This window comes from Massilia violaceinigra, from assembly GCF_002752675.1.
Classification (GTDB): domain Bacteria; phylum Pseudomonadota; class Gammaproteobacteria; order Burkholderiales; family Burkholderiaceae_D; genus Telluria_A; species Telluria_A violaceinigra.
In genome coordinates this window covers 6,126,864-6,147,570 of sequence record NZ_CP024608.1, presented here as the reverse complement: position 1 = coordinate 6,147,570, position 20,707 = coordinate 6,126,864, and the positions used below count along the sequence as shown (strand labels likewise).

Sequence of the window (20,707 nt, the reverse complement as noted above, 5' to 3'; positions counted from 1 at the left end):
TCTCATGCCCGGCCGCGCACCTCCTCCGCCGCGCCGCGCACTGTTGCGCGGCATGGCGGCCTGCTTCCTGGCCGCCCTGCCGGGCCTGTCCGGAGCACAGGCGGCCCTGCCGGCGGGCGGCGCCGCGTCACTCGAGCGCAGCATCAAGGCCGCTTTCCTGTATAAGTTCCTGGGCTACGCGGAGTTTCCGGCCGCGGCTTTCGCCGATGGCGCCGCGCCGCTGGTGATCGGCGTGACCGGGGCCGACGACCTGGCGGCCGACCTGGCCCGCATCGTGGCCGGTCGCGTGGTGCAGGGGCGGCCGGTAGCGGTGCGCACCTTGCGCGAGCAGGATGCGCCGGCCGGGGTGCATCTGCTGTTCGTCGGCGGCGACGATCCGGTGCGCCTGCGCCATGCGCTGCGCGCGATCGGCGCCGGGCCGACCCTGGTGGTGACCGAATCGCAGCAGGGGCTGCAGCAAGGCAGTGTTATCAATTTCAGGATCGTCGAAGAGCGCGTGCGCTTCGACGTCTCGCTCGAAGCGGCCGACCGGAACAGCGTCAAGCTCAGTTCGCGCCTGCTGACAGTGGCCAATCACGTTCACAAGGGAGCACCGTGATGCAACACGATAGCGGCTCCGTCCGTAGCAAACTCATCCTCATGGCTGTCTCGACCACTTTCGTGGCGCTGCTGTCGGCCTCGATCGCCATGCTGCTGTACGACCTGCGGACGTTCCAGCGATACTGGGTCGACGACCTGATGACCCAGGCCGACATCATCGCCAGCGTCAGCGCGCCGGCGCTCTCGTTCAACGACGCCAGGAGCGCGCAGCAGAACCTGGCCGTGCTCAGGGTGCGCCCGCAGATCCTGTCGGGCGCGGTGTACACCAGCAGCGGTGTGCGCTTTGCCTCCTATACCCAGGGTACGCTGGAGCCGGCGTATCCGGTCAAGCCGGGCCGGCCCGGCTACACCATCGACCGTGGCGAGCTGGTGGTGTACCACAACATTGTCGACAATGGCGAAGTGCTGGGCACGGTGTACCTGCGCGCGCGTTTCGGCCTGGTCGAGCGCATGCTCAATTACGCGGCGATCCTCGGCATCGTGCTGCTCATTTCGCTGGTGATCGCGGCCCTGGTGGCGTCGCGCCTGCAGCAGGGCATCACGCGTCCGCTGCTGGCGGTGACCAACGTGGCGCGCGAAGTGATGCAGCGGCGCGACTTCAGCCTGCGCGTGCCGGGCAATAACCCGGGTGAAATCGGGGTGCTGGTGGCGGCCTTTAACGACATGCTGGCCGAAATCGGACGCCGCTCGCACGCCCTGCAGGAAGCCAACCTGACCCTGGAGCACGAAATGCAGGTGCGCCACCGGGCCGAGGAAGCGTTGCTGGTGGCCGACCGCCGCAAGGATGAGTTCCTGGCGACCCTGGCGCACGAACTGCGCAATCCGCTGGCGCCGATCCGCACCGGGCTCGACATCCTGCGCATCCGCAGCGGCGACGCCCAGGCCACCCAGCGCGCCACCGATATCATGGAACGCCAGCTGCGCCAGATGGTCCGGCTGGTGGACGATTTGCTGGACGTGTCGCGCATCAATACCGGCAAGTTTGCCATCAAGATGGGCCGGGTCGAACTCAAGGCGGTGGTCAACGATGCGCTCGAAGTGGTGCGTTCCTACATCGAGCTGCATGGCCACGAGCTGGCCATCGATCTGCCCGACCGGCCGGTGTTCCTGCATGGCGACGCCACGCGGCTGGCGCAGATTTTGTCGAACCTGCTCAATAATGCGGCCAAGTACACCAACCGCGGCGGCCGGGTCAGCCTGACGGCGCGGGTGGAAGAGCGCGACCTGGTGATCCAGGTGGCCGACAACGGCATCGGCATCGCGCCCGACATGCTCAATCACGTGTTCGAAATGTTCGTGCAGGTCGATTCGACCCTGGAGCGCACCAACGCGGGGCTGGGCGTGGGCCTGTCGCTGGCGCGCCGCCTGGTCGAACTGCATGGCGGCAGCATCGAAGCGCACAGCGCCGGCATCAACCGCGGCAGCGAATTCGTGGTGCGCCTGCCGATCGTGGTCGAGCCGGAAATGCCGACCAAGACCAGCCCGGCCGCCTTCATGACCTCGGAAACCTACCGGATCCTGCTGGCCGACGACAACGTCGACTTCGTCAACAGCATCGGCGCCTTGCTCTCGGCCATGGGGCACAGCGTGGTGATCACCCACAACGGGCCCGATGCGCTGACGGCGGCGGCGCGCTTTTGCCCCGATTATGCGTTTCTCGATATTGGCCTGCCGCAAATGTCGGGCTACGACCTGGCGCGCGGTATCAGGCGCCTGTCGTGCGGGCAAATGACCTTGCTGATCGCGGTGACCGGCTGGGGCCAGGAAAAGGATCGCCAGCTGGCCTTCGAGGCCGGGTTCGACCATCATATGGTCAAGCCGGTGCGCTTCGAGCAGATCGAGGAAATTCTGAGCAACCGCAGCGTGATCAAGAAAGTGCGCGGGTAGGGCGCTTTGTTCGGACGAAAAAAAACGGAAGCCGAGGCTTCCGTTTTTTTATGCAACAAGCAACAACTTACGCTTGCTTGGCTGCCTTGCGACGACGGGCCAGGAAACCGACCACGCCCAGGCCTGCCAGCATCATGCCGTAGGTTTCTGGTTCTGGTACTGGTGCCAGCATCACGGTGCCGCCGAAGCTGCCTGCGGTGCCCGAAACCATCTTGCCGCTGACCTGCAGGTAGTAGTTACCCAGGCCCAGGCTGTCCGCGCGCAGGCTCCAGATATCGGTGGCGCCGGTGCTTTCCTGGAACCCGGTGGTGATCAGGGTGCCGTTGTTGCTGAACAAGCTCAGACCGGTGACGTCCATGCCGGTCGTGGCATTGCGCGTGAACGAGGTCACGATGGCGTCGAAGTCATGCGCCACGCGGGTGACCGAAAAGCTGAACTTGTCCATGAACGTGTTGTTCTGGTTGTTCTGAGCGAAGGAGCTGCCGAAATTGGCGCTGTTGTCGATGACAGGCAACGCTTGCGTGGTATGGGAAATGTCAGCAGCGAAGACTGCGGACGAACCAAGCGTTGCAGTTGCCAGGACAGCAGCAGCAATCAGGGATTTCATATGTTTCATAGGTGTTACCTCGTAAGAAAAAATCAGCCGTGCAAGACGGCCTGGTTATCAAGAATCGGGGAGCTTAATGCTAGCAAAGGCGCGTTCAACATCGGCGATACGACGCGACGTGCGCGCAACGCCGCTGCATTCTTGCACCGGCAAATTAATTGCTCCCCTATAAGTCCATTTTTACATTTTCATAGGGGAGCGCGTCCGATTCTAATGCATATTTACAAAGATTACCAAGCCAACGTATTATCTGTAGGTTAATACCTACACTAACACGCGTTTAATTCCTTGGAAGAGGGCGCTTCTTCGCGTAAAACGCCAGAATCCGCGCGGAGGCTAAAGTGTAAGAGAATGTGACACTACAACAAAATGTTGTAAAAAAAGAAAAAAGGCCTGAAGATTGCTCTTCAGGCCTTCGATCTTACGAATAATGGTGCGGCTGGCAGGAATTGAACCCACGACCCCTTGGTTCGTAGCCAAGTACTCTATCCAACTGAGCTACAGCCGCGAAAGACAAGATTATAGCAACGATTTCAGGAATGTCAAAGTTACCGGAGTAAAAAATTTCGACGGCGCTCGGGCTGCCGGCGACGGCCCTCACGGGCGGCGCTTGACGATCGCCTCAACAGCTGATAATTTACCGTCAGGTTAATTAACCACCGGGTTTAGTATGCGGCAAGACCATCTCAGCACCACCTTCGCGGCTCTGGCCGATCCGACCCGGCGCGCCATCCTGGCCCGCCTGGCGGATGGGGAAGCCTCGGTGACCGCGCTGGCCGCTCCGTTCCAGATGAGTTTGCCGGCCGTGACCAAGCACCTCAAGGTACTCGAGCGTGCCGGCTTGATCACCCGCGGACGGCAGGCACAATGGCGGCCCTGCAAACTCGACGCGCAACCGCTGCGCGAGGCAGCCGACTGGATGGCGCATTACCGCCAGTTCTGGGAGGGCAGCCTCGACCGGCTCGACGACTATCTCACCAACCTGCAAGCAAAGGAGCACCACGATGACCAACCCTGATTCCAGCGTCGATTTCGTACTGACGCGGGTCTTCAACGCGCCGCGCGAACTCGTGTTCAAGACCATGATCGACACCGAACACCTGCAAAAATGGTGGGGGCCGCAGGGCTGCACCATCGAGGTGATCCGCCACGAGCCGCAGGCGGGCGGCGTGTTCCATTACTGCATGCGTTTCGGACCGGGCGTGGAAATGTACGGAAAATTCGATTACCGCGAGATCACGCCGCCCGAGCGCCTCGTGTTCGTCAACGGCTTTGCCGATGCGCAGGGCAATCGCATCCATCACGCGATGAGCCCGACGTGGCCGCTGGAAGTGCTCAACACGAGCACCCTGACCGAGGCCGACGGCAAGACCACGCTCAGTTTGCATTCGACGCCGGTCAACGCCAGCGCCATCGAAATCGAGACGTTCAAGTCCGGCCATGCCTCCATGCAGCAGGGCTTTGGCGGCATGTACGACGAATACGAAAAATACCTGGCGACGGTCGTCAAAGCAGCGCAGGCTTAGCTAACGTTTCCTAACCGGGGTCAGGCCTCGGTCAGGACAGTTTCCGGGATCTCCCGCAACGCGAATCAACCGATACTCACCATGAAAAAACACGTTCTCTTTTTCCTGCTGGCCGGCGTCAGCGGCGCCGCGCTGGCAGCGCCGGTCACTTACAAGATCGATCCGGACCACACGTTCCCCAGCTTCGAGGCCGACCACATGGGCGTGTCCGTCTGGCGCGGGAAATTCAACAGCAACTCGGGCAAGGTCACCCTGGACAAGGCGGCCGGCTACGGCCTGGTCGATATCAGCATCGACCCGGCCAGCATCGACTTCGGCCAGGAGGTACTGAATAAATGGGCGGCCGGCCCGGATCTGTTCGATGTGGCGAAGTTCGGCGCGGCGCGCTACAAAGGCAAGCTGACCGGCTTCAAGGATGGCGCGCCGTCCCAGCTGCAGGGCGAACTGACCTTGCACGGCGTGACCAGGCCGGTCAATCTGCAGATCAAGAGCTTCAAATGCATCCAGCACCCCATGCTCAAACGCGAGATGTGCGGTGCGGATGCCTACGGCAGCTTCAAGCGCGATGAATTCGGCCTGACCGCCGGCAAGGATTACGGCTTCAAGATGGATGTCGACCTGCGCATCCAGGTGGAAGCCGTGGCCGAGTAATTACGCCTGCAGGGCAGGGTAGTCGGTGTAGCCTTCTTCGTTCGAGGCGTAGAACTTGTCGGCGCGGACCGGGTTCAGCGGCGCGTCGAGCTGCAGGCGGCGCGGCAGGTCGGGGTTGGCGATGAACCACTGGCCGAAGGCGACGGCATCGGCTTCGCCGGCGGCCACCAGCTGTTCGGCGCTGTCCTTGGTCAGCTTTTCGTTGGCGATGTACACGCCGCCGAATTCCTGCTTCAGGTAAGGACCGAGACGGTCCTCGCCCAGGCCTTCGCGCGCGCAGATGAACGCGATGCCGCGTTTGCCCAGCTCGCGCGCCACGTAGCCGAAGGTCGCCTTCGGATCGGAGTCGCCCATGTCGTGCGCGTCGCGCCGTGGCGCCAGGTGCATGCCCACTTTACCGGCGCCCCATACCTCGATGCAAGCGTCGGTCACCTCGAGCATCAGGCGGGCGCGGTTTTCGACCGGGCCGCCGTAAATGTCGGTGCGCTGGTTGGTGCTGTCCTGCAGGAACTGGTCGAGCAGGTAGCCGTTGGCGCCGTGCACTTCCACGCCATCGAAACCGGCCAGTTTGGCATTCTCGGCGCCCTTGCGGTAAGCGGCCACGATGCCCGGGATTTCTTCCAGCTCGAGCGCGCGCGGCACCGGATAGTCGCGCAAAGGGCGCAGCAGGCTGACATGGCCCTTGGCCGCGATCGCGCTCGGCGCCACCGGCGCGTCGCCGTCCAGCAGTTCAGGGTCGGAAATGCGGCCGACGTGCCACAGTTGCAGCATGATCTTGCCGCCGGCCTTGTGCACGGCGTCGGTCACCAGCTTCCAGCCTTCGACCTGCTCGTCGGACCAGATGCCCGGCGTGTCGGCGTAGCCCACGCCCTGCGCCGTGACCGAGGTCGCCTCGCTCAGGATCAGGCCGGCGGAGGCGCGCTGCACGTAGTACTCGGCCATGAGCGCGTTCGGCACGCGGCCGCCGCCGATGGCCCGGGCGCGCGTCAGCGGCGCCATAATGATGCGGTTTTGCAGCGTGAGATCGCCGATGGTGATGGGGTCGAATAATGTCGTCATGCTTAACTCCTAAAGTCCCTCGTTCATATGGTCGAGGAAAGCCTTGATGGCTTCCTCGTTACGCTTGTAATAGATCCACTGGCCTACCTTGCGCGAGGTAATCAGCCCGGCGCGCTGCAGCGCTGCCAGATGGGCCGATACGGTCGATTGCGCAAGCCCCGTCCGCGCGTCGATCAGGCCGGCGCACACCCCGACGTCGAGGTTGTGTACCTGATGTGCGAAGTGCACATGCGGTTCCTTGAGCCAGCCAAGAATCTGGCGGCGCATCGGGTTGGCCAATGCCTTGTGAATGGCGTCGATTTGCATATCGGGTTTTTCCGAATCTAATATCGTCATATTACGATATGTAAAAAATTCCTGCTGGGCAGGGACTAAAACGAGGGACTGCGGGGGCTCAGTGCGACAGATAGACCAGGGCCAGCGCGAGCGCGGCGGGCACGGTCTGGAAGAACAGGATGGTCTTCTTGACCGTCAGCGCACCCCAGATGCCGGCCACCATGATGCAGGCCAGTCCGTACATCACGAAGGCATGCGCGATCTCGGCATTGGGATGAAACAGGCCGACCGCCAGCGCCGCTACCAGGAAACCGTTGTAGCAGCCCTGGTTGGACATGGCGGGCGCCATGATCTCGGCTTTTTCGGCCGTCAGGCCGAACACGCGGCGCCCGCGCGTCTTGAAGAGAACCGTTTCGAGCAGGACGAAGTACACGTGCAACAGCAAAATCAAACCGATCAACACTTTTGCGGCGATGGCCATTGATGGCTCCTTGTTATGGATGGTGGGATAGACAGTGTAACCGCGTGCAAGCTGCGTGGCGAATGGATGGGTGGGGTCGCCTGCGGGAGGAAAGGGATGTTAACGTTATAATAATGTTCTTCACATATCCTGCTTTCTCTCGCTGTCCACTTTTCAGGCTTCCATGACAAAGAACATCATTCCCTTGACGACGTGGGACGGCTACACGCTTCTCTCGCATGCCGGTTTTCGCGAACGCTTTCCCGGTGCCAGCGAGGACGATGAGGATGACGCGCCCGAAGACGATAGCGATTTGCCGTGGTTGCTCGTTACCGGCAATGTCAGCATCGGCAAGCAGATGCTGGAGGCGGCCGGGGGCCAGGCCTGGAGCCGGATCGTCGTCGACGGCGACCTGCATATCGACGATGGCGGCGGCGATCTGGGGTGGGGCGACCCGCTCGGCCAGGTGGGCTTTGTCAGCGGCGACGTGTATATGGACGCGATCCGGCTCGACGCCATGCAGAGCAACGCGGTCGGCGGCCGCGTCGTGGCCAAATCCGCCTGGCTGCTTGCGGAGGACGATTGCGCCATGCGCCGCCCGCCCGCACTGCGCCTCGACACGCAATTTCTGTTCGCCTGGTTTTACCGGATCGACCAGCTCACACTCAACCCCGGCGCGGTCATTTTCATTCTGGGTGACGGCGACTACTGCGCCAACCTCGACCTGCCCAATCCGGTGTTCTCGTGGCACGATGCGGTGCATGTGCTCGACGAACGCTTCGTCGCCTACGTCGTGCGTGACGGTTCGGACGACTTTTCATGGCATAGCCCGTCCATCATCTCCGCACTGAAGCGCGGACGCACCATTTTCAAGGATGGCTACGACATCGCCTGCTATCCCTTCCACCAGGCCGCGCAGGCCGCCATGGCCGCGGACGACCATCGGGACGCCTATCTGCTGCATAAAAAATCGGCCGCCATCGCGCCGGCCTACTACGAAGCCTGGTTCGGCATGGCGTACGCGCTACTGCGCGAGGGCGCATGGGAACAGGCGCTGGGCGTGTACCGCAAGGCCGCCGCGCTGTTCCCGAAGGAGCAGACCGGCATGGTCAATCCGGCGCTGAACCACGCGGCCCTGTGCGCGGTTCACACGCGCCAGCTTGGCTTGGCGATCGAGCTGGCTAGCATGTCGATCGAGCACAATCAGGAGTCCGAGTACAAGGAAAGCGAAGCGGGGCAGGCATATTGCTACCGCGCCGAAGCGTATCTGTTGTCGGGCCAGGTCGGTGCCGCCATGGCCGACCTGGAGCGGGCGCTGGAACTCGATCGGCACCTCGAATCGGCGCGCTGGCTCAAGGGCCTTGCGCATTTCCAGCGCAATGAACTTGAACAGGCAAACGCCGATCACGCCGCGGCCTGCCGCTACGACAAACGCTACGCCGTGTCCTACGACACCCATGGCGACACCGGTTTCCTGTACTGCGCCGACAACCGCGTCGACTGGGACCAGATCGACGCCGGCGCCGTCGGCTTGCCCGCCAGGGACGAGGCGTACTGGCTCAATTACATGCTGCACGTCGAATCGGCCTCGCTCGGAAGGGTGCCGGACGAGTACCGCACCGACGCCTTGTGCCGCGAAGTGGTGCGCGCCAGCGGGCCGGATAAGCTGGGTTACGCCAAACATCTTCCCGACAGCGCGTTCACGCGCGAGATTGCCGAAACCCTGATCGCGTCGTCGCCCGGTTGGCTGGAGAACATCCCGCCGCGCTTCATCGACAAGGCGCTGATGCTGCTGGCCCGTCCCGGCACGCACGGCTTCGCGCTGGCGCATGTACCGGGCCCTATCGTCGACTTCGACGTTTGTGTCAGGGCGGTGCAGTGCGGCGAGTCGATTGCCAGCGTGCCGCCGCAGCATGTGAACAAGGCCCTGTGCCTGGCGTGCGTGACTGCCCACGCGCGCCGGCTGGAAGAAGTGCCGCCGGAACTGATCGACGACGACCTGATCGCGGCCGCCATCGCCCACGGCGACGACTACGGCTTCGACAACTGCCTGCCGGGCATGTACAAGACGCGCCCCTTGCTGGAACTGGCGATCGGCCAGTACAAATGCGCCCTCGATGCGATACCCGGCTACCGCGTCGATGCCGCGCTGTTCGCGTATGCCGAACAACGCTACGGCCAGGATGCCGACTGGCCCGCAATCGTCGCGCGCCACGACCGCGGCGCCATCGAGCGCGATCCGCCCGCCAAGTGCGTGACCGAGTGTTGGAGCGTGTTCTGGACCGAACCCTTCATGCTGGCGCAGATCGCCAGGGAGGACGACTATCTCGCGCCCTACGAAATCCCCGACGCCTGCTTCACGCAGGCGGTGGCCGAGGCATGCTTCAAGCGCCATCCGGTCTATTTCTACTGCATTCCCAAGCGCTTCGTGACCCAGGCCATGAGCGACACGGCCAGCCAGATCGACCCGGACCAGATCGAGCATATTCCGGTCGCGCAGCGCAGCAAGGCGATTTGCACGCGCGCCATCAAGGACGACGCGGCAAAGAACCTGGCGCTGGTGCCGCTCGCGCTGCGCAGCGTCAAGGTGTGCGTCGCCGCGCTGCTGGACGATGGCGACCAGCGCCTGGTGCCGGGTGCGGTCTATTACGAGGTGTTCGATACCCTGATCGCCAGGCACCGCAAGCAGTTCGACCTGGGCTGGCTGTACCTGAACCGGGCCGAGGGCGCAATGCGCGCCACGCCGCGCCGGATCGAGCTGGCCATGGAAGATTGCCAGTTCGTGCTCGACGCCCACGCCAATGAGGAGGTGGACGAGGACGACCTTGCGCACGCCCGGCACGCGCTGGCGCTGTGTCATTATCTGCGCGGCGACATGGCGCTGGCGGCGCTGTGGCCGCAAACGCCCGAACAATGGGCGAACGACGAGATGCAGTATTTTGCGGAGCCGCTCGAACCGGTCGATTTCGACAGCCACCGCTTCGACGGCCTGATGGAAGACCTGGACACGCTGGTGCAGCGGCGCGACTACCGCAGCGCCATGGCGCAGGTGGACGAGGCGGAGCGCATGCTGGCGCAGGCAGGCTGCGGCGACGCCGTCAAATGGGCGCACGTGCTCGATAAAAAACGCTTCGTCTCGCTCGAACTTGGCCTGCTGGACGTGAACGAAGCGGCCTGCCGCGCCGCCATCGCGCATCTGGAGCGGGAAACGCTGTGGTGTTATCTTCCCGAACACGACGTGATCCGCCACACCCTGCGCTCGTGCTACTTCCGCCTGGGGACGATGCGCGAGCGCGATGGCCTGCCGCTCGCCGAACTGGAAGCCGACCTGGCCCTGATCGACAAGGCGCTGGCGCTGGCCGGTCCTGCGGAAGACGCGGGCGTGCTCGATCCGTTCAGGGAAGGGCATGCGGCGCTGCTTGGGGTTCTGGCGGCGCACGAGCCGTCCTACAAGGCCGCGTACCGGCGCGCGGCGGCTTTGGTGGTCTGATCGCATTCCTGCGAATACCTGCGTAGGCCAGGCTTCACGCATCGGCGCGGCCGATGGTATACTTGAGCCACCTTTTTCTCCGGCGGGGACGACCCCGCCGCACACGGAGCCAGGCATGGACGACCTTGCCAATTCAGGAGGTTGTCATGGCATGGATCTATCTGTTCGTCGCCGGTTTGCTTGAAGTCGGCTGGGCCGTCGGGCTGAAATACACCCACGGATTTTCGCGTCTCGTTCCTTCCGTATTGACGCTGGCCGCGATGGCCGGCAGCGTCGGTTTGCTCGGACTGGCATTGCGCCACCTGCCGCTGGGGACCGCGTACGCCATCTGGACCGGCATCGGCACGGTCGGCACGGCCGTTTTCGGCATGCTGGTGCTGGGTGAACCGGCGGGCGCCATGCGGCTGGCCTGCATCGCCCTGATCGTGGCCGGCATCCTCGGATTGAAGCTGCTCGCGCCGGGCTGACACGGTGCCGGGACCTGCGCCCGATTGTGCCAATTTCGTCGCACCATGCCAGTGAGTATGCAAGACAATCGCGCTAGCCGGGCGTATGCTGGAAGCATGAAGACCATATCCATCATCGACTCCCACACCGGCGGCGAACCGACTCGCCTGATCATCGACGGCGGCCCCGATTTGGGCGGCGGGCCACTGGCCGAACGGCGCGAGCGCTTCCGGTGCGACTTCGACCACGTGCGTTCGGCCGTCGTCTGCGAGCCGCGCGGCTCCGATGTTCTGGTCGGCGCGCTGCTGTGCGAACCGTTCGCGCCGGGCTGCGCCGCCGGCGTCATCTTCTTTAACAATGTGTCCTACCTCGGCATGTGCGGCCATGGCATGATCGGGGTGGTGGTCTCGCTCGCGTTCATGGGCCGCATCGGGCCCGGGCGCCACCGCATCGATACGCCGGTCGGCGTGGTCGAAGCCGAGCTGCACGACGACGGCGCGGTCACTATCGATAACGTGGCGTCCTACCGCACGCGGCACGCGGTGACGGTGCAGGTGGATGGCGTGGGCGCCGTGACCGGCGACGTGGCGTGGGGCGGCAACTGGTTTTTCCTGGTTTCCGGCCACGGCCTGGCGCTGCGGCGCGCCAACGTCGACGCCCTGACCGCGTACGCGGTGGCGCTGCGCGATGCGCTCGAGGCGCACGGCATCACCGGCGACGACGGCGCCGTGATCGACCATATCGAACTGTTCGCGGCGTCAAGCACGGGTGCCGACAGCCAGAGTTTCGTCCTCTGTCCCGGCAAGGCCTACGACCGTTCGCCCTGCGGCACCGGCACCAGCGCCAAGCTGGCGTGCCTTGCGGCCGACGGCAAACTGGCCGAACACGCCCAATGGCGCCAGGAGAGCATCATCGGCAGCGTGTTCGACGCCTCGTACCGCCGCGACGGCGAACGCATCATGCCCAGCATTCGCGGCAAGGCCTGGGTGAATGCCCGGGCGCAGCTGATTTTCGACGAGAGCGACCCGTTTGTGTGGGGCATTCCCTGAGCTGCGCCACGGCGCGCGCGCCTACTCGGCAAAGCGCTCGAAATCCGGATTGGCGCGGGTCAGGTAGTACCATTCCTGATTCGGCCCCGCGTTCACATCGGGGAACAGGATCTTGCCGTCGAAGTCGGCCGTCACAGGCGTGCCGTCGGCGCGCGTGCCGATCCGGTCGCCCTTGGCCACCGCATCGAAGCTGGACCACACGCGGCTGAACTGGTCGCCCGCATCGAGCTTGTCGTGCACCACCACCATCGACAGCGCTTCCATCTGGTCCAGCGCGATCGGCTCGGGCTGCGGCGCCTCGATCAGGCCGAGGAAAGCCAGCGTATTGACGATCGCGCGGTAAGCCACGTCGGGCGCGGCCGGATCAAGGTGCTGGCCGCATTCGAGCGTGAGCGCGTAGCCGCCGGTGCTGCGCATGTATTCGGTGGTGCCCATCCCGTAGCGCAGTACCAGGTTCAGGGTGGACTCGTCGCCGCTCTTCATGCGGCGCTGCACGCCCTGGCCGTAGGTTGCCAGCCAGCCGTCGACGAAGCGGCGCACTCCCAGGCGGCGCGCCAGCGCGCGTTCTTTTTCGGCGTGCCGGAACGGCTGCAGGGTGCCATCGTTATTGCGCGGTCCGACCATGACGAAGGGCTGGCTTTGCGCATTGAAGGAGTGCAGGTCGAGCAGCACCTCGTGCTGCGCCAGCAAGGGGCACAGCCAGTTGGCGACGCGGTCCTCGAAGTCCTGCGGCTGCGGGTTGGGGAACAGGTTGCGGTTCAGGTTACGTTCGCCCGAGCGCTGCTTGAGCGCGTAGGCCAGCGGGTTGGTCACCGGGACGAAGGTCACGCTGCCGGCCGCCACGTGCAGCGCGCCGCTGTCGATCTCGCCGATCACGCGCAGGATCGCCTTGGTGCCGCAGGTCTCGTTGCCATGCACGGCGCCGGTGACGATCAGGCGCGGACCGGTGCCAAGGCCGGTGTAGTTGATCGATTTGAATTGCAGCTCGCGTGCGGTGGTCATGGTCGGAGGTAGCCTGGACGATTGGTGGATCGTCTATTTTATCGGACATCGCTGGCGCCTGCCGAAGCCCCATGTCATCATGTGGCGCATGAAAAATCCTGTCTCCAGCGCCCGCATCGAAGGTCTCGACACCCTGCGTGGGCTGGCCGTCACCCTGGTCGTACTGCACCACTATGTGCTGTTCGTCAGCCGTGCCGATACCTTCGGCTGGATAGGGGAGGTGGGCTGGATCGGGGTGGACCTGTTTTTTGCCTTGTCCGGCTACCTGATCGGCAACCAGATCTTCGCCGCCATGCGCTCGCGAGGCGAATTTTCGCTGGCCCGCTTTTACGGACGGCGCGCGCTGCGCACGCTGCCGGTGTTCCACGCCATGCTGGCGCTGTACTGGTTCTGGCCATGGTTTCGCGCCGGGCTCGAACTGCCGCCGCTGTGGCGCTTCCTCACCTTCACGCAAAATATCAGCCTGGAGCCGGGCACCGCGTTTTCGCATGCCTGGTCGCTATGCATCGAGGAGCAGTTTTACCTGGTGCTGCCGGCGCTGGCGCTGGCGATTGCATCGCTGCGCCGTTCGCTGCGCTGGAGCTGGGCCGCCATCGCGCTGGCCATCGTGGCCGGGATGCTGGTGCGTGCCTATACCTGGCAGGAACTGGTGCACGCCAATCCGCGTGGCTCGCGTAACTATTACCAGTATATTTATTACTCGACCTTGTGCCGTTTCGATGAACTGGTGGCCGGCGTGGCGCTGGCGCTGCTGAAGAATTTTCACCCGCGCCAGTGGCGCGTGCTTACGTCGCGCGGCAACCTGGCCCTGGGCGCCGGCCTGGGGCTCGCCGGCCTGGCGATCTGGCTGTTCCTCGACGAGCGCCAGGGCTTCGGCGCCACCGTGCTGGGGTATCCGATGCTGGCGCTGGGATTTTCACTGCTGATCGTGGCGGCGCTGAGCGACAGGTCGCTGCTGCGCACGACGCGTATTCCGGGCGCCGCCAGCATGGCGCTATGGTCGTATTCGATCTACCTGACGCACAAGCAGGTGTGCATCCTGGCCGCCAGGCCGCTGGCGGCGCACGGCTACGGCCCCGGCTCGCCGGTCGCGATCGCGGCGATGCTGTCGCTGAGCGTTTTGTCGGGCTGGGTGCTGTACCGCTGCGTCGAGCGGCCCTTCATGCAGCTGCGCCAGCGCTACCTGCCGACCAATTTCAAGCCGCGTTGACGCGGACTGGCGTCGATCACGTCGAAGGCGGCCGGCATCTCGCTGAGGAAGGCGAGTACGCTGCGGGCGTCGCCGCCGCTCTCTTCGATGGCTGCGCGCAGGCCGGGCACCGCTTCCTGGGTGTACGGACTGCGGTAGGCATTGGCCAGCAGCGAAACCAGATCGACCGGCTGGCCGCCCGAATGGCGCATGCGGGTGCCGATCAGGTCGAGCAGCACGCGCTGCATGGCCGGCGTCGGGTTGGCGATGTTGGCGAAAATGAGCGGCGTGTTGGCGATTTTCTCACACAGCGCGCGCTCGATCTGGTCGGGCTTGAGGTCTGAGGCGATGTCGAAATGAGCTCCGCTCCAGTGAGTGCGCGCATGGGCGTGCCCGGGAGGGAAGGAATCGACGGTTTCAAAGCCGCATACGCGGCTAACGTAGGCCAGGGCCTGGGTCAGGATTGGGAACATGCCCCCAGTGTAGCGCAAGATGTTCTCCTTGTGGTTGCAGGCCCCCCGCCAAGCCTTCGAAGCCGGCGGCGGGACGTGTGCATCAGGCGCCGAAACGGCCGGCGCGAAAGTCCTCGACGGCCTGGAATACCTCGGCCTGGGTGTTCATCACGAACGGGCCGTATTGGGCAATCGGTTCGTTCAGCGGGCGCCCGGCAATCAGTATCAGGCGGCTGTCCTGGGCGGCCATGATGCGCACCCCGTCCGCCTGCGGGTCGTTGGCCAGGATCGCCATGCGCGACACCGGTACCGGCTTGTCGTCGATCAGCACCTGGCCGCGGAACACGTACACAAAGGCGTTGTGCCCCGGCGGCAGCACCTGTTCAAAGGTGGCGTTGGCCGGCAGTTCGATATCGAGGTACAGCGGCTCGGTGCCTGCGCGCTGCATCGCGCCCTGCACGCCGTGGCTGGCGCCGGCGATCACTTGCACCGTTACCCCCGCCCCGGTGGTGAAGCGGGGGATCTCGGTGTTCGGAATGTCGCGGTACCACGGCGCGGTCATCTTGTCCCTGGCCGGCAGGTTAAGCCACAGCTGGAAGCCTTCCATCATGCCGTCGGTCTGCTCCGGCATTTCGGAGTGGGCCACGCCGCGCCCGGTCGTCATCCACTGCACGCCGCCGTCGGTGATCAGGCCTTCGTTGCCGGCGCTGTCGCGGTGGCGCATGCTGCCGGCGATCATGTACGAAATCGTCTCGAAGCCGCGGTGCGGGTGTTCCGGAAAGCCGGCGATGTAGTCGCCCGGCTTGTCGCTGCCGAAGGCATCGAGCATCAGAAACGGGTCCAGGCGACGCTGCAGGTTTTGCGTGAGCACGCGGTTGATCTTGACGCCGGCCCCATCCGTCACGAACTGCCCGTTGATCAGGCGCTCGACGGCGCGCGGCTGGCGCACCGCGACATCCGATTTCATCAACTCGTGTGTCATTTTTCTCTCCTTTATACAGATACAGCGTCGTCCGGGATGACTCAGGCCAGTGCGGCCTCGATCTCGGCATTCGCCTGGGACTGCGCCTTGGTCACCGCTTCCGGGCCCATGGCCATGCCTTCTGAGTACACGAACGTCACGTCGGTCATGCCGAGGAAGCCGAGCAGCATTTTCAGGTGCGGTGTCTGGGTATCGTTCGGGGTGTCGCGGTACATGCCGCCGCGGGCAAACGCCACGTAGACTTTTTTGCCGGTCAGTTTGCCGACCGGGCCGGTGGCGGTGTAGGCGAAGGTGACGCCGGCGCGGGCAATCGCGTCGAACCAGCCTTTGAGCTGCACCGAGCTGCCGAAGTTGTACATCGGGGCGCCGATCACCAGCACGTCGGCTGCCTGCACCTGGGCGATCAGGGCGTCGTCAAGGGCCACGCGGGCCGCTTGTTCGGCGCTGCGCTGGTCGGCTGGCGTGAACAGGGCGCCCAGGGTCGGCTCGTCGAGCGCGGGATGCGGGTTGCTGGCCAGGTCGCGCCGGGTCAGTTGGGCGCCGGGGTTGGCCGCTTGCAGCTTGGCGACGATGGCGTCGGCCATGCGGGTGGACTCAGAACCGGTCGAACGGGCGCTGGAATTGATTTGCAAGATGTTCATTTTATTTCCTTTTTATGAGTTGAACTGCGATGGTGTGACTTTACGCGTTCCAAAATCAATGCGGAAGGCGTTAAAATGGATATCATTATTCAGTCAGTGGGACAATCAAATGAATGTGGAACCGAATGACCTGCTTTTGTTCGCGCGAATCGTGGAGGCGGGCAGCTTCAGCCAGGCCGCGCTGCGGGTGGATTTGCCCAAGTCGACCGTCTCGCGCCGGATTGCGCTGCTGGAAGCGAAACTGGGCGAGCGCCTGCTGCAGCGGACCACGCGCAAGCTGATGCTCACCGAATTCGGCGCCAGCCTGCTCGATCACGCGCGCAAGGTGGTCGAGGAGGTCGAGGCGGCCGGCGCGCTGGTGCAGCACCGCCAGCAGGCCCCGAGCGGGCGCCTGCGCATTTCGATGCCGGCCGATTTCGCCAGCCTTGGCATGACGCAGGTGATAACGCACTTCATGGCGCAGTACCCGGCCATCACCCTGGAACTGGACCTGTCGCCGCGCCGGGTCGATCTGGTAAGCGAGAACTTCGACATCGCGATCCGCATGGGCGACCTGCCGGATGACGCGTCCCTCAACGCACGCCGCGTCGCGCTCGAACAAATGGCGCTGTACGCGGCGCCGTCGTACATCGCGCTGCGCGGGATGCCGCAGCATCCGGACGAGCTGCTGAAGCACGATCTGCTGTGCCTCCTGAGCCACGGCAGCGGGCCGTTGCCCTGGAAGCTCACGCGCGGCAAAACGGTGTGGGAGCGCGCGCTGCCGGGCCGGCTCACGGCCAATTCGCCCGACCTGCTCACGCGCGTTGCCTGCACCGGCGCGGGCATCGCGGCCAGTTCCGACCTGTTCGCGGCGCCCTATGTGGCCAGCGGAGAGCTGGTGCGGGTGCTGCCGGAATGGAATTTGCCGCTGGTGACCGGGTGGGCCGTGTTCCCGGGGCGCCGCCTGATGCCGGCCAAGACGCGTGCTTTCCTCGACATGATGGAAGGGCTGTGCTGCGCCGAAGCGCGCAAGCGCATGGGGATGGTGTAGAGCAAGAATTTTCCGTCCGGATACGCGGGATGGCGGAATCGTTGATAATGAACTCGTCGGGGCGCCTATCCTGAGATCGCCCTGGCCGAGAAGTTCACCCATCAAACTGAAGGAAATTCCATGCTGCTTGAAAAATTACACTGGCGCTACGCCACCAAGAAATTCGATGCCACCAAGGTTGTTTCGGAAGACAAAGTCGACCGCATTCTCGAAGCCGTGCGCCTGGCGCCGACATCGAGCGGTCTGCAGCCGTTTGAGCTGATCGTGGTCAGCAATGCCGAGCTGCGCGAAAAGATGAAACCGATTGCCAGCAACCAGGGCCAGGTGGTCGATGGGTCGCACATGGTCGTCTTCGCGGCGTGGGACAACTACACCGAAGAGCGCATCAACATGATGTTCGACCTCGTCAACGAAGAGCGCGGCCTGGTCAACGAAGGATGGGAAGCCTACCGCAAGTTCATTCTGTCGACGTACCCGCCGCGCGACCCCGAGGTCAACTACCAGCACGCCGCGCGTCAGGCGTATATCGGCCTGGGCATCGGCTTGACCGCCGCCGCCTTCGAGCAGGTCGATGCGACCCCGATGGAAGGCTTCAATCCCGACCAGCTCGACGAATTGCTCGGCCTGCGCGCGCGTGGCTTGCGCTCGGTGGCGATCATGGCGCTCGGGTACCGCGAAGCCGCGGGCGACTGGCTGGTCGACTTGAAAAAAGTGCGTCGTCCGAGCGAACAGTTCATCACGAAAGTGGCGTAAATCAAGCGATTGACGCAGCGGTCATTGTTTGACCGCGCGCACGCCTGTTCGGAATAACAGCGGATTTGATAGCTTCATCAATTAACGCGCATTGAGCGTCAAACTCAAACGCGTGACGCGAGCAGCGCTACCCGCTCACGGCTTGTTCACCAGCCGCTGGTTCAGCTGTTCCAGCACCGGCACGATCTTGCTGCCCACCTTGATCTGCGGGTTCGAATAGCCATCGTCCTTGCCGGCTTCCGTTTCGCGCTGCAGGATGACCTTGCGCGCCGCGGCATGCGCTTCGGTGAACGAGCGCGTCGTGGTGCGCAGCTGTTCGTCGTACATGGCGCGGCCGAAAAACGTCAGCGGCGACTTCTTGCCGCAGCCGTAGGACGTGTGGTCGGCGTCGGACGCCGTCATCACCAGGGTGCCGTCGGCCGCCAGCGGCGCGATCCAGTTGCCCGCGTAGCAGGCCGAGATCGACAGCACGCGGTAGCGGACGCCGGCCTGGTCGAGCCATCCCTTGAGCGCGGGCGGCAGCACCGGCGCCACATCGATCGGCCAGAAACTGGCCGCCAGCTCGCCGTCCGACGCTCCGTGCGAGGTCAGGTGAATGAACAGCACATCCTCGTCGCGGTCCATGATCCCGGCGATGCCTTCGATGGCGCGCTCCAGGTTCAGCGGCGTGGCCCACGGCAGCGTGTCGGCGGTCTTGTGGTGGTTGATCAGCTGCAGGCCGCGGCCGGCGGCGTCGAAACGGCGCGCCATGACGTCGGACACCATGGCGCTCTCGCGCCGGAATACCTCTTCGCCTTCGTACGGCGCGAAAGTGATCGTGTACATGTCGATCAAGCCCGGGCGCTGCGGCTTGAGGGCGTCGATCTGCTCGCCCAGCAGGGGCAGCTGCGCTTCCATCATCTCCTGGCTCACCTCGAACGGCTCTTCCTCGGGCACCTCGGGTTGGGGCGCGGCGCGCCATGTCGGCGGCGGCGGCGCGATATAGTGGCCCAAGGCCGTGGTGAGCGCGACCACCGCGATCGTGACGATGGCGCGCTGCGGCGCCAGCGGACGGGCGGCGCGAATCAGCACCGTGAGCTTTGCCAGCACCGACCAGAGCATCGGTACGAACCAGAGAGCCCATTGCGCCTCCATGCTGGCCGCGGGGACGACATCGGTACGGATCAGGAGAAAATAGAGCCCCCAGGCCAGCATCGCAAACAGTGTCGATTGGGCGATCAGCAGCGTGTACAAATGCGCGGCGCCGGGCGCGCCATGGGGGCTGCGCCGCAGTCGCGGGTCGGGCTGAATCAGGTAGCACAGCCACACGGTCAACAGGGCAGTTGACCATCCGGCAAGCAGCGCGCGCCAAATGAAGATGGCATCGCCCTCGATCATTATGCGGTGCATCAGCACGCCCAGGCCCACCTGGAGAAGCATCTGGAACGCCATCTGCCACGGCGACGCCACCAGCCGTTCCCAGCGTGGGGCGAGCAGCAGCATCGAGCGCGCGCCTTCGCCGAGCCAGTCGCAGGCCGTCAGCACGCTTGGGCGCGGGGCCGGCGAGGCGGCAGCCACAGGATCGGGCATCGGTCCCGGTCCCGGTTCCGGTTCCGCCACCGGGGCCGGCGGGCCGACCAGGTCGTCCACTGCTTCGCTCATGGCGCTCTCTCGTGAAATCAGGCGCGTTTGGCGGCCGGCTTGTTGCCCATCGCTTCACCCAGCCGCACGGAGCGCTCGGGCGCCCATTCGGGATTGAAGGCGATGGTGTCTTTCTTGAACAGCATGACGATGGTCGAGCCAAGCAGGAAGCGGCCCATCTCGTCGCCTTTCTTGAGCACGATGTTCTGGTCGTCGTAACGCCATTCCTTGACCACGCCCGGACGCGGCGGGTTCACCAGCCCGTGCCACACCGTGGCCATGCTGCCGACGATGGTGGCGCCCACCAAGGTGAGCACGAAGGTGCCATGCACTTTTGAATCGAACACGCACACCACGCGCTCATTGCGCGCGAACAGGCCGGGAATGCCGCGCGCGGTGGTCGGGTTCACCGAAAACAGCGCGCCGGGAACGTAGATCATGCGCGTGAGGCGCCCGTCGCACGGCATGTGCAGGCGGTGGTAATCCTTGGGACTCAGGTACAGGTTGGCGAAACTGCCGTGCTGAAACTCGGCCGCCAGCGCCGCGTCGCCCCCGACCAGGGCCGTGGTGCTGAACTTGTGGCCCTTGGCCTGGAAGATCTGGTCGTCGTCGATGCTGCCGAACTGGCTGATCGCGCCGTCCACCGGGCACACGAAATCGGCCTTGGCCAGCGGGCGCGCGCCCGGGCGCAGCGGACGGGTGAAAAATTCGTTGAAGCTGGCGTAGCTGGCGATGTCCGGATTGGCCGCTTCCTCCATGTTCACGCCGTACTGGCCCACGAACCAGCGGATCAGGGTGGTCGTGTACTGGCCGCCCTGATGGCCGGCGACGCGGCCCGCGAACCGGGTCAGGCCTTGCTTCGGAATGAAATACTGGGGAATGACTTTTATGCGATCGGACACGGGCTTCAACCTGTTTTAAAAACGATGGGCAATTATAACGGCGCGCTGCGCCTGTGCAGCGCTTTCCGTCGCCCGGATGGTCAA

At 64.4% G+C, this 20,707-nt stretch carries 21 protein-coding genes and 1 tRNA gene; 11 read left to right on the top strand and 11 right to left on the bottom strand.

What is annotated here, in order from left to right:
* The first annotated feature begins 4 nt into the window (after positions 1-4).
* Both CR152_RS26400 and CR152_RS26395 read left to right on the top strand, forming a co-directional pair.
* Positions 5-598 carry a TOL_0243 family YfiR-like periplasmic protein gene (locus tag CR152_RS26400; RefSeq protein ID WP_099879975.1) on the top strand — a complete coding sequence of 198 codons (594 nt, stop codon included), beginning with the start codon at positions 5-7 and terminating at the stop codon, positions 596-598.
* Positions 598-2,487: a sensor histidine kinase, YfiR-like protein-associated gene (locus tag CR152_RS26395; protein WP_099879973.1), complete on the top strand. Its 1,890-nt coding sequence runs from the start codon at positions 598-600 to the stop codon at positions 2,485-2,487. The genes CR152_RS26400 and CR152_RS26395 overlap by 1 nt, the downstream gene beginning before the upstream one ends.
* A gap of 67 nt (positions 2,488-2,554) precedes the next feature.
* Here the strand turns inward: CR152_RS26395 and CR152_RS26390 are convergent, their stop codons facing one another.
* On the bottom strand, positions 2,555-3,094 hold the full coding sequence (locus CR152_RS26390) for an FxDxF family PEP-CTERM protein (RefSeq protein ID WP_229413599.1): 540 nt from the start codon (positions 3,092-3,094) through the stop codon (positions 2,555-2,557).
* Positions 3,095-3,525: 431 nt separating this feature from the next.
* Positions 3,526-3,602, bottom strand: a tRNA-Arg gene (locus CR152_RS26385).
* Positions 3,603-3,764: 162 nt separating this feature from the next.
* On the opposite strand from CR152_RS26385, the gene CR152_RS26380 reads away from it, so the two are divergent.
* The 3 genes from CR152_RS26380 (at position 3,765) to CR152_RS26370 (ending at position 5,271) form a co-directional block, all read left to right on the top strand.
* Positions 3,765-4,112: an ArsR/SmtB family transcription factor gene (locus tag CR152_RS26380; RefSeq protein WP_099879969.1), complete on the top strand. Its 348-nt coding sequence runs from the start codon at positions 3,765-3,767 to the stop codon at positions 4,110-4,112.
* Positions 4,099-4,620, top strand: a complete 522-nt coding sequence (locus tag CR152_RS26375) for an SRPBCC family protein (RefSeq protein WP_099879967.1) — start codon at positions 4,099-4,101, stop codon at positions 4,618-4,620. The genes CR152_RS26380 and CR152_RS26375 overlap by 14 nt, the downstream gene beginning before the upstream one ends.
* 81 nt (positions 4,621-4,701) lie before the next feature.
* Complete coding sequence (locus tag CR152_RS26370) at positions 4,702-5,271, top strand: YceI family protein (protein WP_099879965.1); 570 nt, start codon at positions 4,702-4,704, stop codon at positions 5,269-5,271.
* Here CR152_RS26370 and CR152_RS26365 read toward each other — a convergent pair whose 3' ends face one another.
* The 3 genes from CR152_RS26365 to CR152_RS26355 form a co-directional block, all read right to left on the bottom strand.
* Positions 5,272-6,330: an alkene reductase gene (locus CR152_RS26365; RefSeq protein WP_099879963.1), complete on the bottom strand. Its 1,059-nt coding sequence runs from the start codon at positions 6,328-6,330 to the stop codon at positions 5,272-5,274.
* A 9-nt stretch (positions 6,331-6,339) separates the two neighbouring features.
* Positions 6,340-6,636 carry an ArsR/SmtB family transcription factor gene (locus CR152_RS26360; protein WP_099882799.1) on the bottom strand — a complete coding sequence of 99 codons (297 nt, stop codon included), beginning with the start codon at positions 6,634-6,636 and terminating at the stop codon, positions 6,340-6,342.
* Between the two features lie 88 nt (positions 6,637-6,724).
* Entirely contained in the window at positions 6,725-7,087 is a 363-nt protein-coding gene (locus CR152_RS26355; protein WP_099879961.1) for a DUF1304 domain-containing protein, read from the bottom strand.
* A gap of 163 nt (positions 7,088-7,250) precedes the next feature.
* Between CR152_RS26355 and CR152_RS33285 the strand changes: the two genes are divergently transcribed.
* From CR152_RS33285 to CR152_RS26340, 3 genes are all read left to right on the top strand, one after another.
* Positions 7,251-10,556, top strand: coding sequence for a tetratricopeptide repeat protein (locus CR152_RS33285; protein ID WP_157778745.1), 3,306 nt, complete (start codon positions 7,251-7,253; stop codon positions 10,554-10,556).
* A 146-nt stretch (positions 10,557-10,702) separates the two neighbouring features.
* Positions 10,703-11,023: a quaternary ammonium compound efflux SMR transporter SugE gene (sugE, locus tag CR152_RS26345; RefSeq protein WP_099879959.1), complete on the top strand. Its 321-nt coding sequence runs from the start codon at positions 10,703-10,705 to the stop codon at positions 11,021-11,023.
* 96 nt (positions 11,024-11,119) lie between these two features.
* Positions 11,120-12,052, top strand: a complete 933-nt coding sequence (locus CR152_RS26340; RefSeq protein ID WP_099879958.1) for a 4-hydroxyproline epimerase — start codon at positions 11,120-11,122, stop codon at positions 12,050-12,052.
* A gap of 21 nt (positions 12,053-12,073) precedes the next feature.
* Here the strand turns inward: CR152_RS26340 and CR152_RS26335 are convergent, their stop codons facing one another.
* The gene (locus CR152_RS26335; RefSeq protein ID WP_099879956.1) at positions 12,074-13,054 is read right to left on the bottom strand and encodes a M14 family metallopeptidase; all 981 of its coding nucleotides are present in this window, start codon (positions 13,052-13,054) and stop codon (positions 12,074-12,076) included.
* Between the two features lie 88 nt (positions 13,055-13,142).
* Here CR152_RS26335 and CR152_RS26330 point away from each other — a divergent pair, with 88 nt between their 5' ends.
* Complete coding sequence (locus CR152_RS26330) at positions 13,143-14,264, top strand: acyltransferase family protein (protein ID WP_099882797.1); 1,122 nt, start codon at positions 13,143-13,145, stop codon at positions 14,262-14,264.
* On the opposite strand, the gene CR152_RS26325 is transcribed toward CR152_RS26330, so the two are convergent.
* From CR152_RS26325 to CR152_RS26315, 3 genes are all read right to left on the bottom strand, one after another.
* Positions 14,234-14,734: a hypothetical protein gene (locus CR152_RS26325; protein ID WP_229413597.1), complete on the bottom strand. Its 501-nt coding sequence runs from the start codon at positions 14,732-14,734 to the stop codon at positions 14,234-14,236. The genes CR152_RS26330 and CR152_RS26325 overlap by 31 nt on opposite strands.
* A gap of 64 nt (positions 14,735-14,798) precedes the next feature.
* A complete protein-coding gene (locus tag CR152_RS26320) occupies positions 14,799-15,677 on the bottom strand; it encodes a pirin family protein (protein ID WP_370663832.1) in 879 nt (292 codons plus the stop codon).
* A gap of 41 nt (positions 15,678-15,718) precedes the next feature.
* Positions 15,719-16,318: an FMN-dependent NADH-azoreductase gene (locus tag CR152_RS26315; RefSeq protein ID WP_099879950.1), complete on the bottom strand. Its 600-nt coding sequence runs from the start codon at positions 16,316-16,318 to the stop codon at positions 15,719-15,721.
* 109 nt (positions 16,319-16,427) lie between these two features.
* Between CR152_RS26315 and CR152_RS26310 the strand changes: the two genes are divergently transcribed.
* Together CR152_RS26310 and CR152_RS26305 are read left to right on the top strand one after the other, a co-directional pair.
* Positions 16,428-17,348: a LysR family transcriptional regulator gene (locus CR152_RS26310; RefSeq protein ID WP_099879948.1), complete on the top strand. Its 921-nt coding sequence runs from the start codon at positions 16,428-16,430 to the stop codon at positions 17,346-17,348.
* Between the two features lie 120 nt (positions 17,349-17,468).
* Positions 17,469-18,101: an NAD(P)H-dependent oxidoreductase gene (locus tag CR152_RS26305; protein ID WP_099879946.1), complete on the top strand. Its 633-nt coding sequence runs from the start codon at positions 17,469-17,471 to the stop codon at positions 18,099-18,101.
* A 135-nt stretch (positions 18,102-18,236) separates the two neighbouring features.
* On the opposite strand, the gene CR152_RS26300 is transcribed toward CR152_RS26305, so the two are convergent.
* Positions 18,237-19,742, bottom strand: a complete 1,506-nt coding sequence (locus tag CR152_RS26300; RefSeq protein WP_099879944.1) for a C13 family peptidase — start codon at positions 19,740-19,742, stop codon at positions 18,237-18,239.
* 17 nt (positions 19,743-19,759) lie between these two features.
* The gene (gene asd, locus CR152_RS26295; RefSeq protein ID WP_099879942.1) at positions 19,760-20,623 is read right to left on the bottom strand and encodes an archaetidylserine decarboxylase; all 864 of its coding nucleotides are present in this window, start codon (positions 20,621-20,623) and stop codon (positions 19,760-19,762) included.
* Positions 20,624-20,707 lie beyond the last annotated feature (84 nt).

Bases quoted from the DNA above. Each gene is read 5' to 3' on its own strand.
- CR152_RS26340 (WP_099879958.1), top strand. From the start codon at position 11,120: ATGAAGACCATATCCATCATCGACTCCCACACCGGCGGCGAACCGACT.
- CR152_RS26335 (WP_099879956.1), bottom strand. From the start codon at position 13,054: ATGACCACCGCACGCGAGCTGCAATTCAAATCGATCAACTACACCGGC.
- sugE (WP_099879959.1), top strand. From the start codon at position 10,703: ATGGCATGGATCTATCTGTTCGTCGCCGGTTTGCTTGAAGTCGGCTGG.
- CR152_RS26400 (WP_099879975.1), top strand. From the start codon at position 5: ATGCCCGGCCGCGCACCTCCTCCGCCGCGCCGCGCACTGTTGCGCGGC.
- CR152_RS26305 (WP_099879946.1), top strand. From the start codon at position 17,469: ATGCTGCTTGAAAAATTACACTGGCGCTACGCCACCAAGAAATTCGAT.
- CR152_RS26365 (WP_099879963.1), bottom strand. From the start codon at position 6,330: ATGACGACATTATTCGACCCCATCACCATCGGCGATCTCACGCTGCAA.
- CR152_RS26390 (WP_229413599.1), bottom strand. From the start codon at position 3,094: ATGAAATCCCTGATTGCTGCTGCTGTCCTGGCAACTGCAACGCTTGGT.
- CR152_RS26330 (WP_099882797.1), top strand. From the start codon at position 13,143: ATGAAAAATCCTGTCTCCAGCGCCCGCATCGAAGGTCTCGACACCCTG.
- CR152_RS26355 (WP_099879961.1), bottom strand. From the start codon at position 7,087: ATGGCCATCGCCGCAAAAGTGTTGATCGGTTTGATTTTGCTGTTGCAC.
- CR152_RS26315 (WP_099879950.1), bottom strand. From the start codon at position 16,318: ATGAACATCTTGCAAATCAATTCCAGCGCCCGTTCGACCGGTTCTGAG.
- CR152_RS26395 (WP_099879973.1), top strand. From the start codon at position 598: ATGCAACACGATAGCGGCTCCGTCCGTAGCAAACTCATCCTCATGGCT.
- CR152_RS26300 (WP_099879944.1), bottom strand. From the start codon at position 19,742: ATGAGCGAAGCAGTGGACGACCTGGTCGGCCCGCCGGCCCCGGTGGCG.
- CR152_RS26380 (WP_099879969.1), top strand. From the start codon at position 3,765: ATGCGGCAAGACCATCTCAGCACCACCTTCGCGGCTCTGGCCGATCCG.
- CR152_RS26360 (WP_099882799.1), bottom strand. From the start codon at position 6,636: ATGCAAATCGACGCCATTCACAAGGCATTGGCCAACCCGATGCGCCGC.
- CR152_RS26310 (WP_099879948.1), top strand. From the start codon at position 16,428: ATGAATGTGGAACCGAATGACCTGCTTTTGTTCGCGCGAATCGTGGAG.
- CR152_RS33285 (WP_157778745.1), top strand. From the start codon at position 7,251: ATGACAAAGAACATCATTCCCTTGACGACGTGGGACGGCTACACGCTT.
- CR152_RS26375 (WP_099879967.1), top strand. From the start codon at position 4,099: ATGACCAACCCTGATTCCAGCGTCGATTTCGTACTGACGCGGGTCTTC.
- CR152_RS26320 (WP_370663832.1), bottom strand. From the start codon at position 15,677: ATGACACACGAGTTGATGAAATCGGATGTCGCGGTGCGCCAGCCGCGC.
- CR152_RS26370 (WP_099879965.1), top strand. From the start codon at position 4,702: ATGAAAAAACACGTTCTCTTTTTCCTGCTGGCCGGCGTCAGCGGCGCC.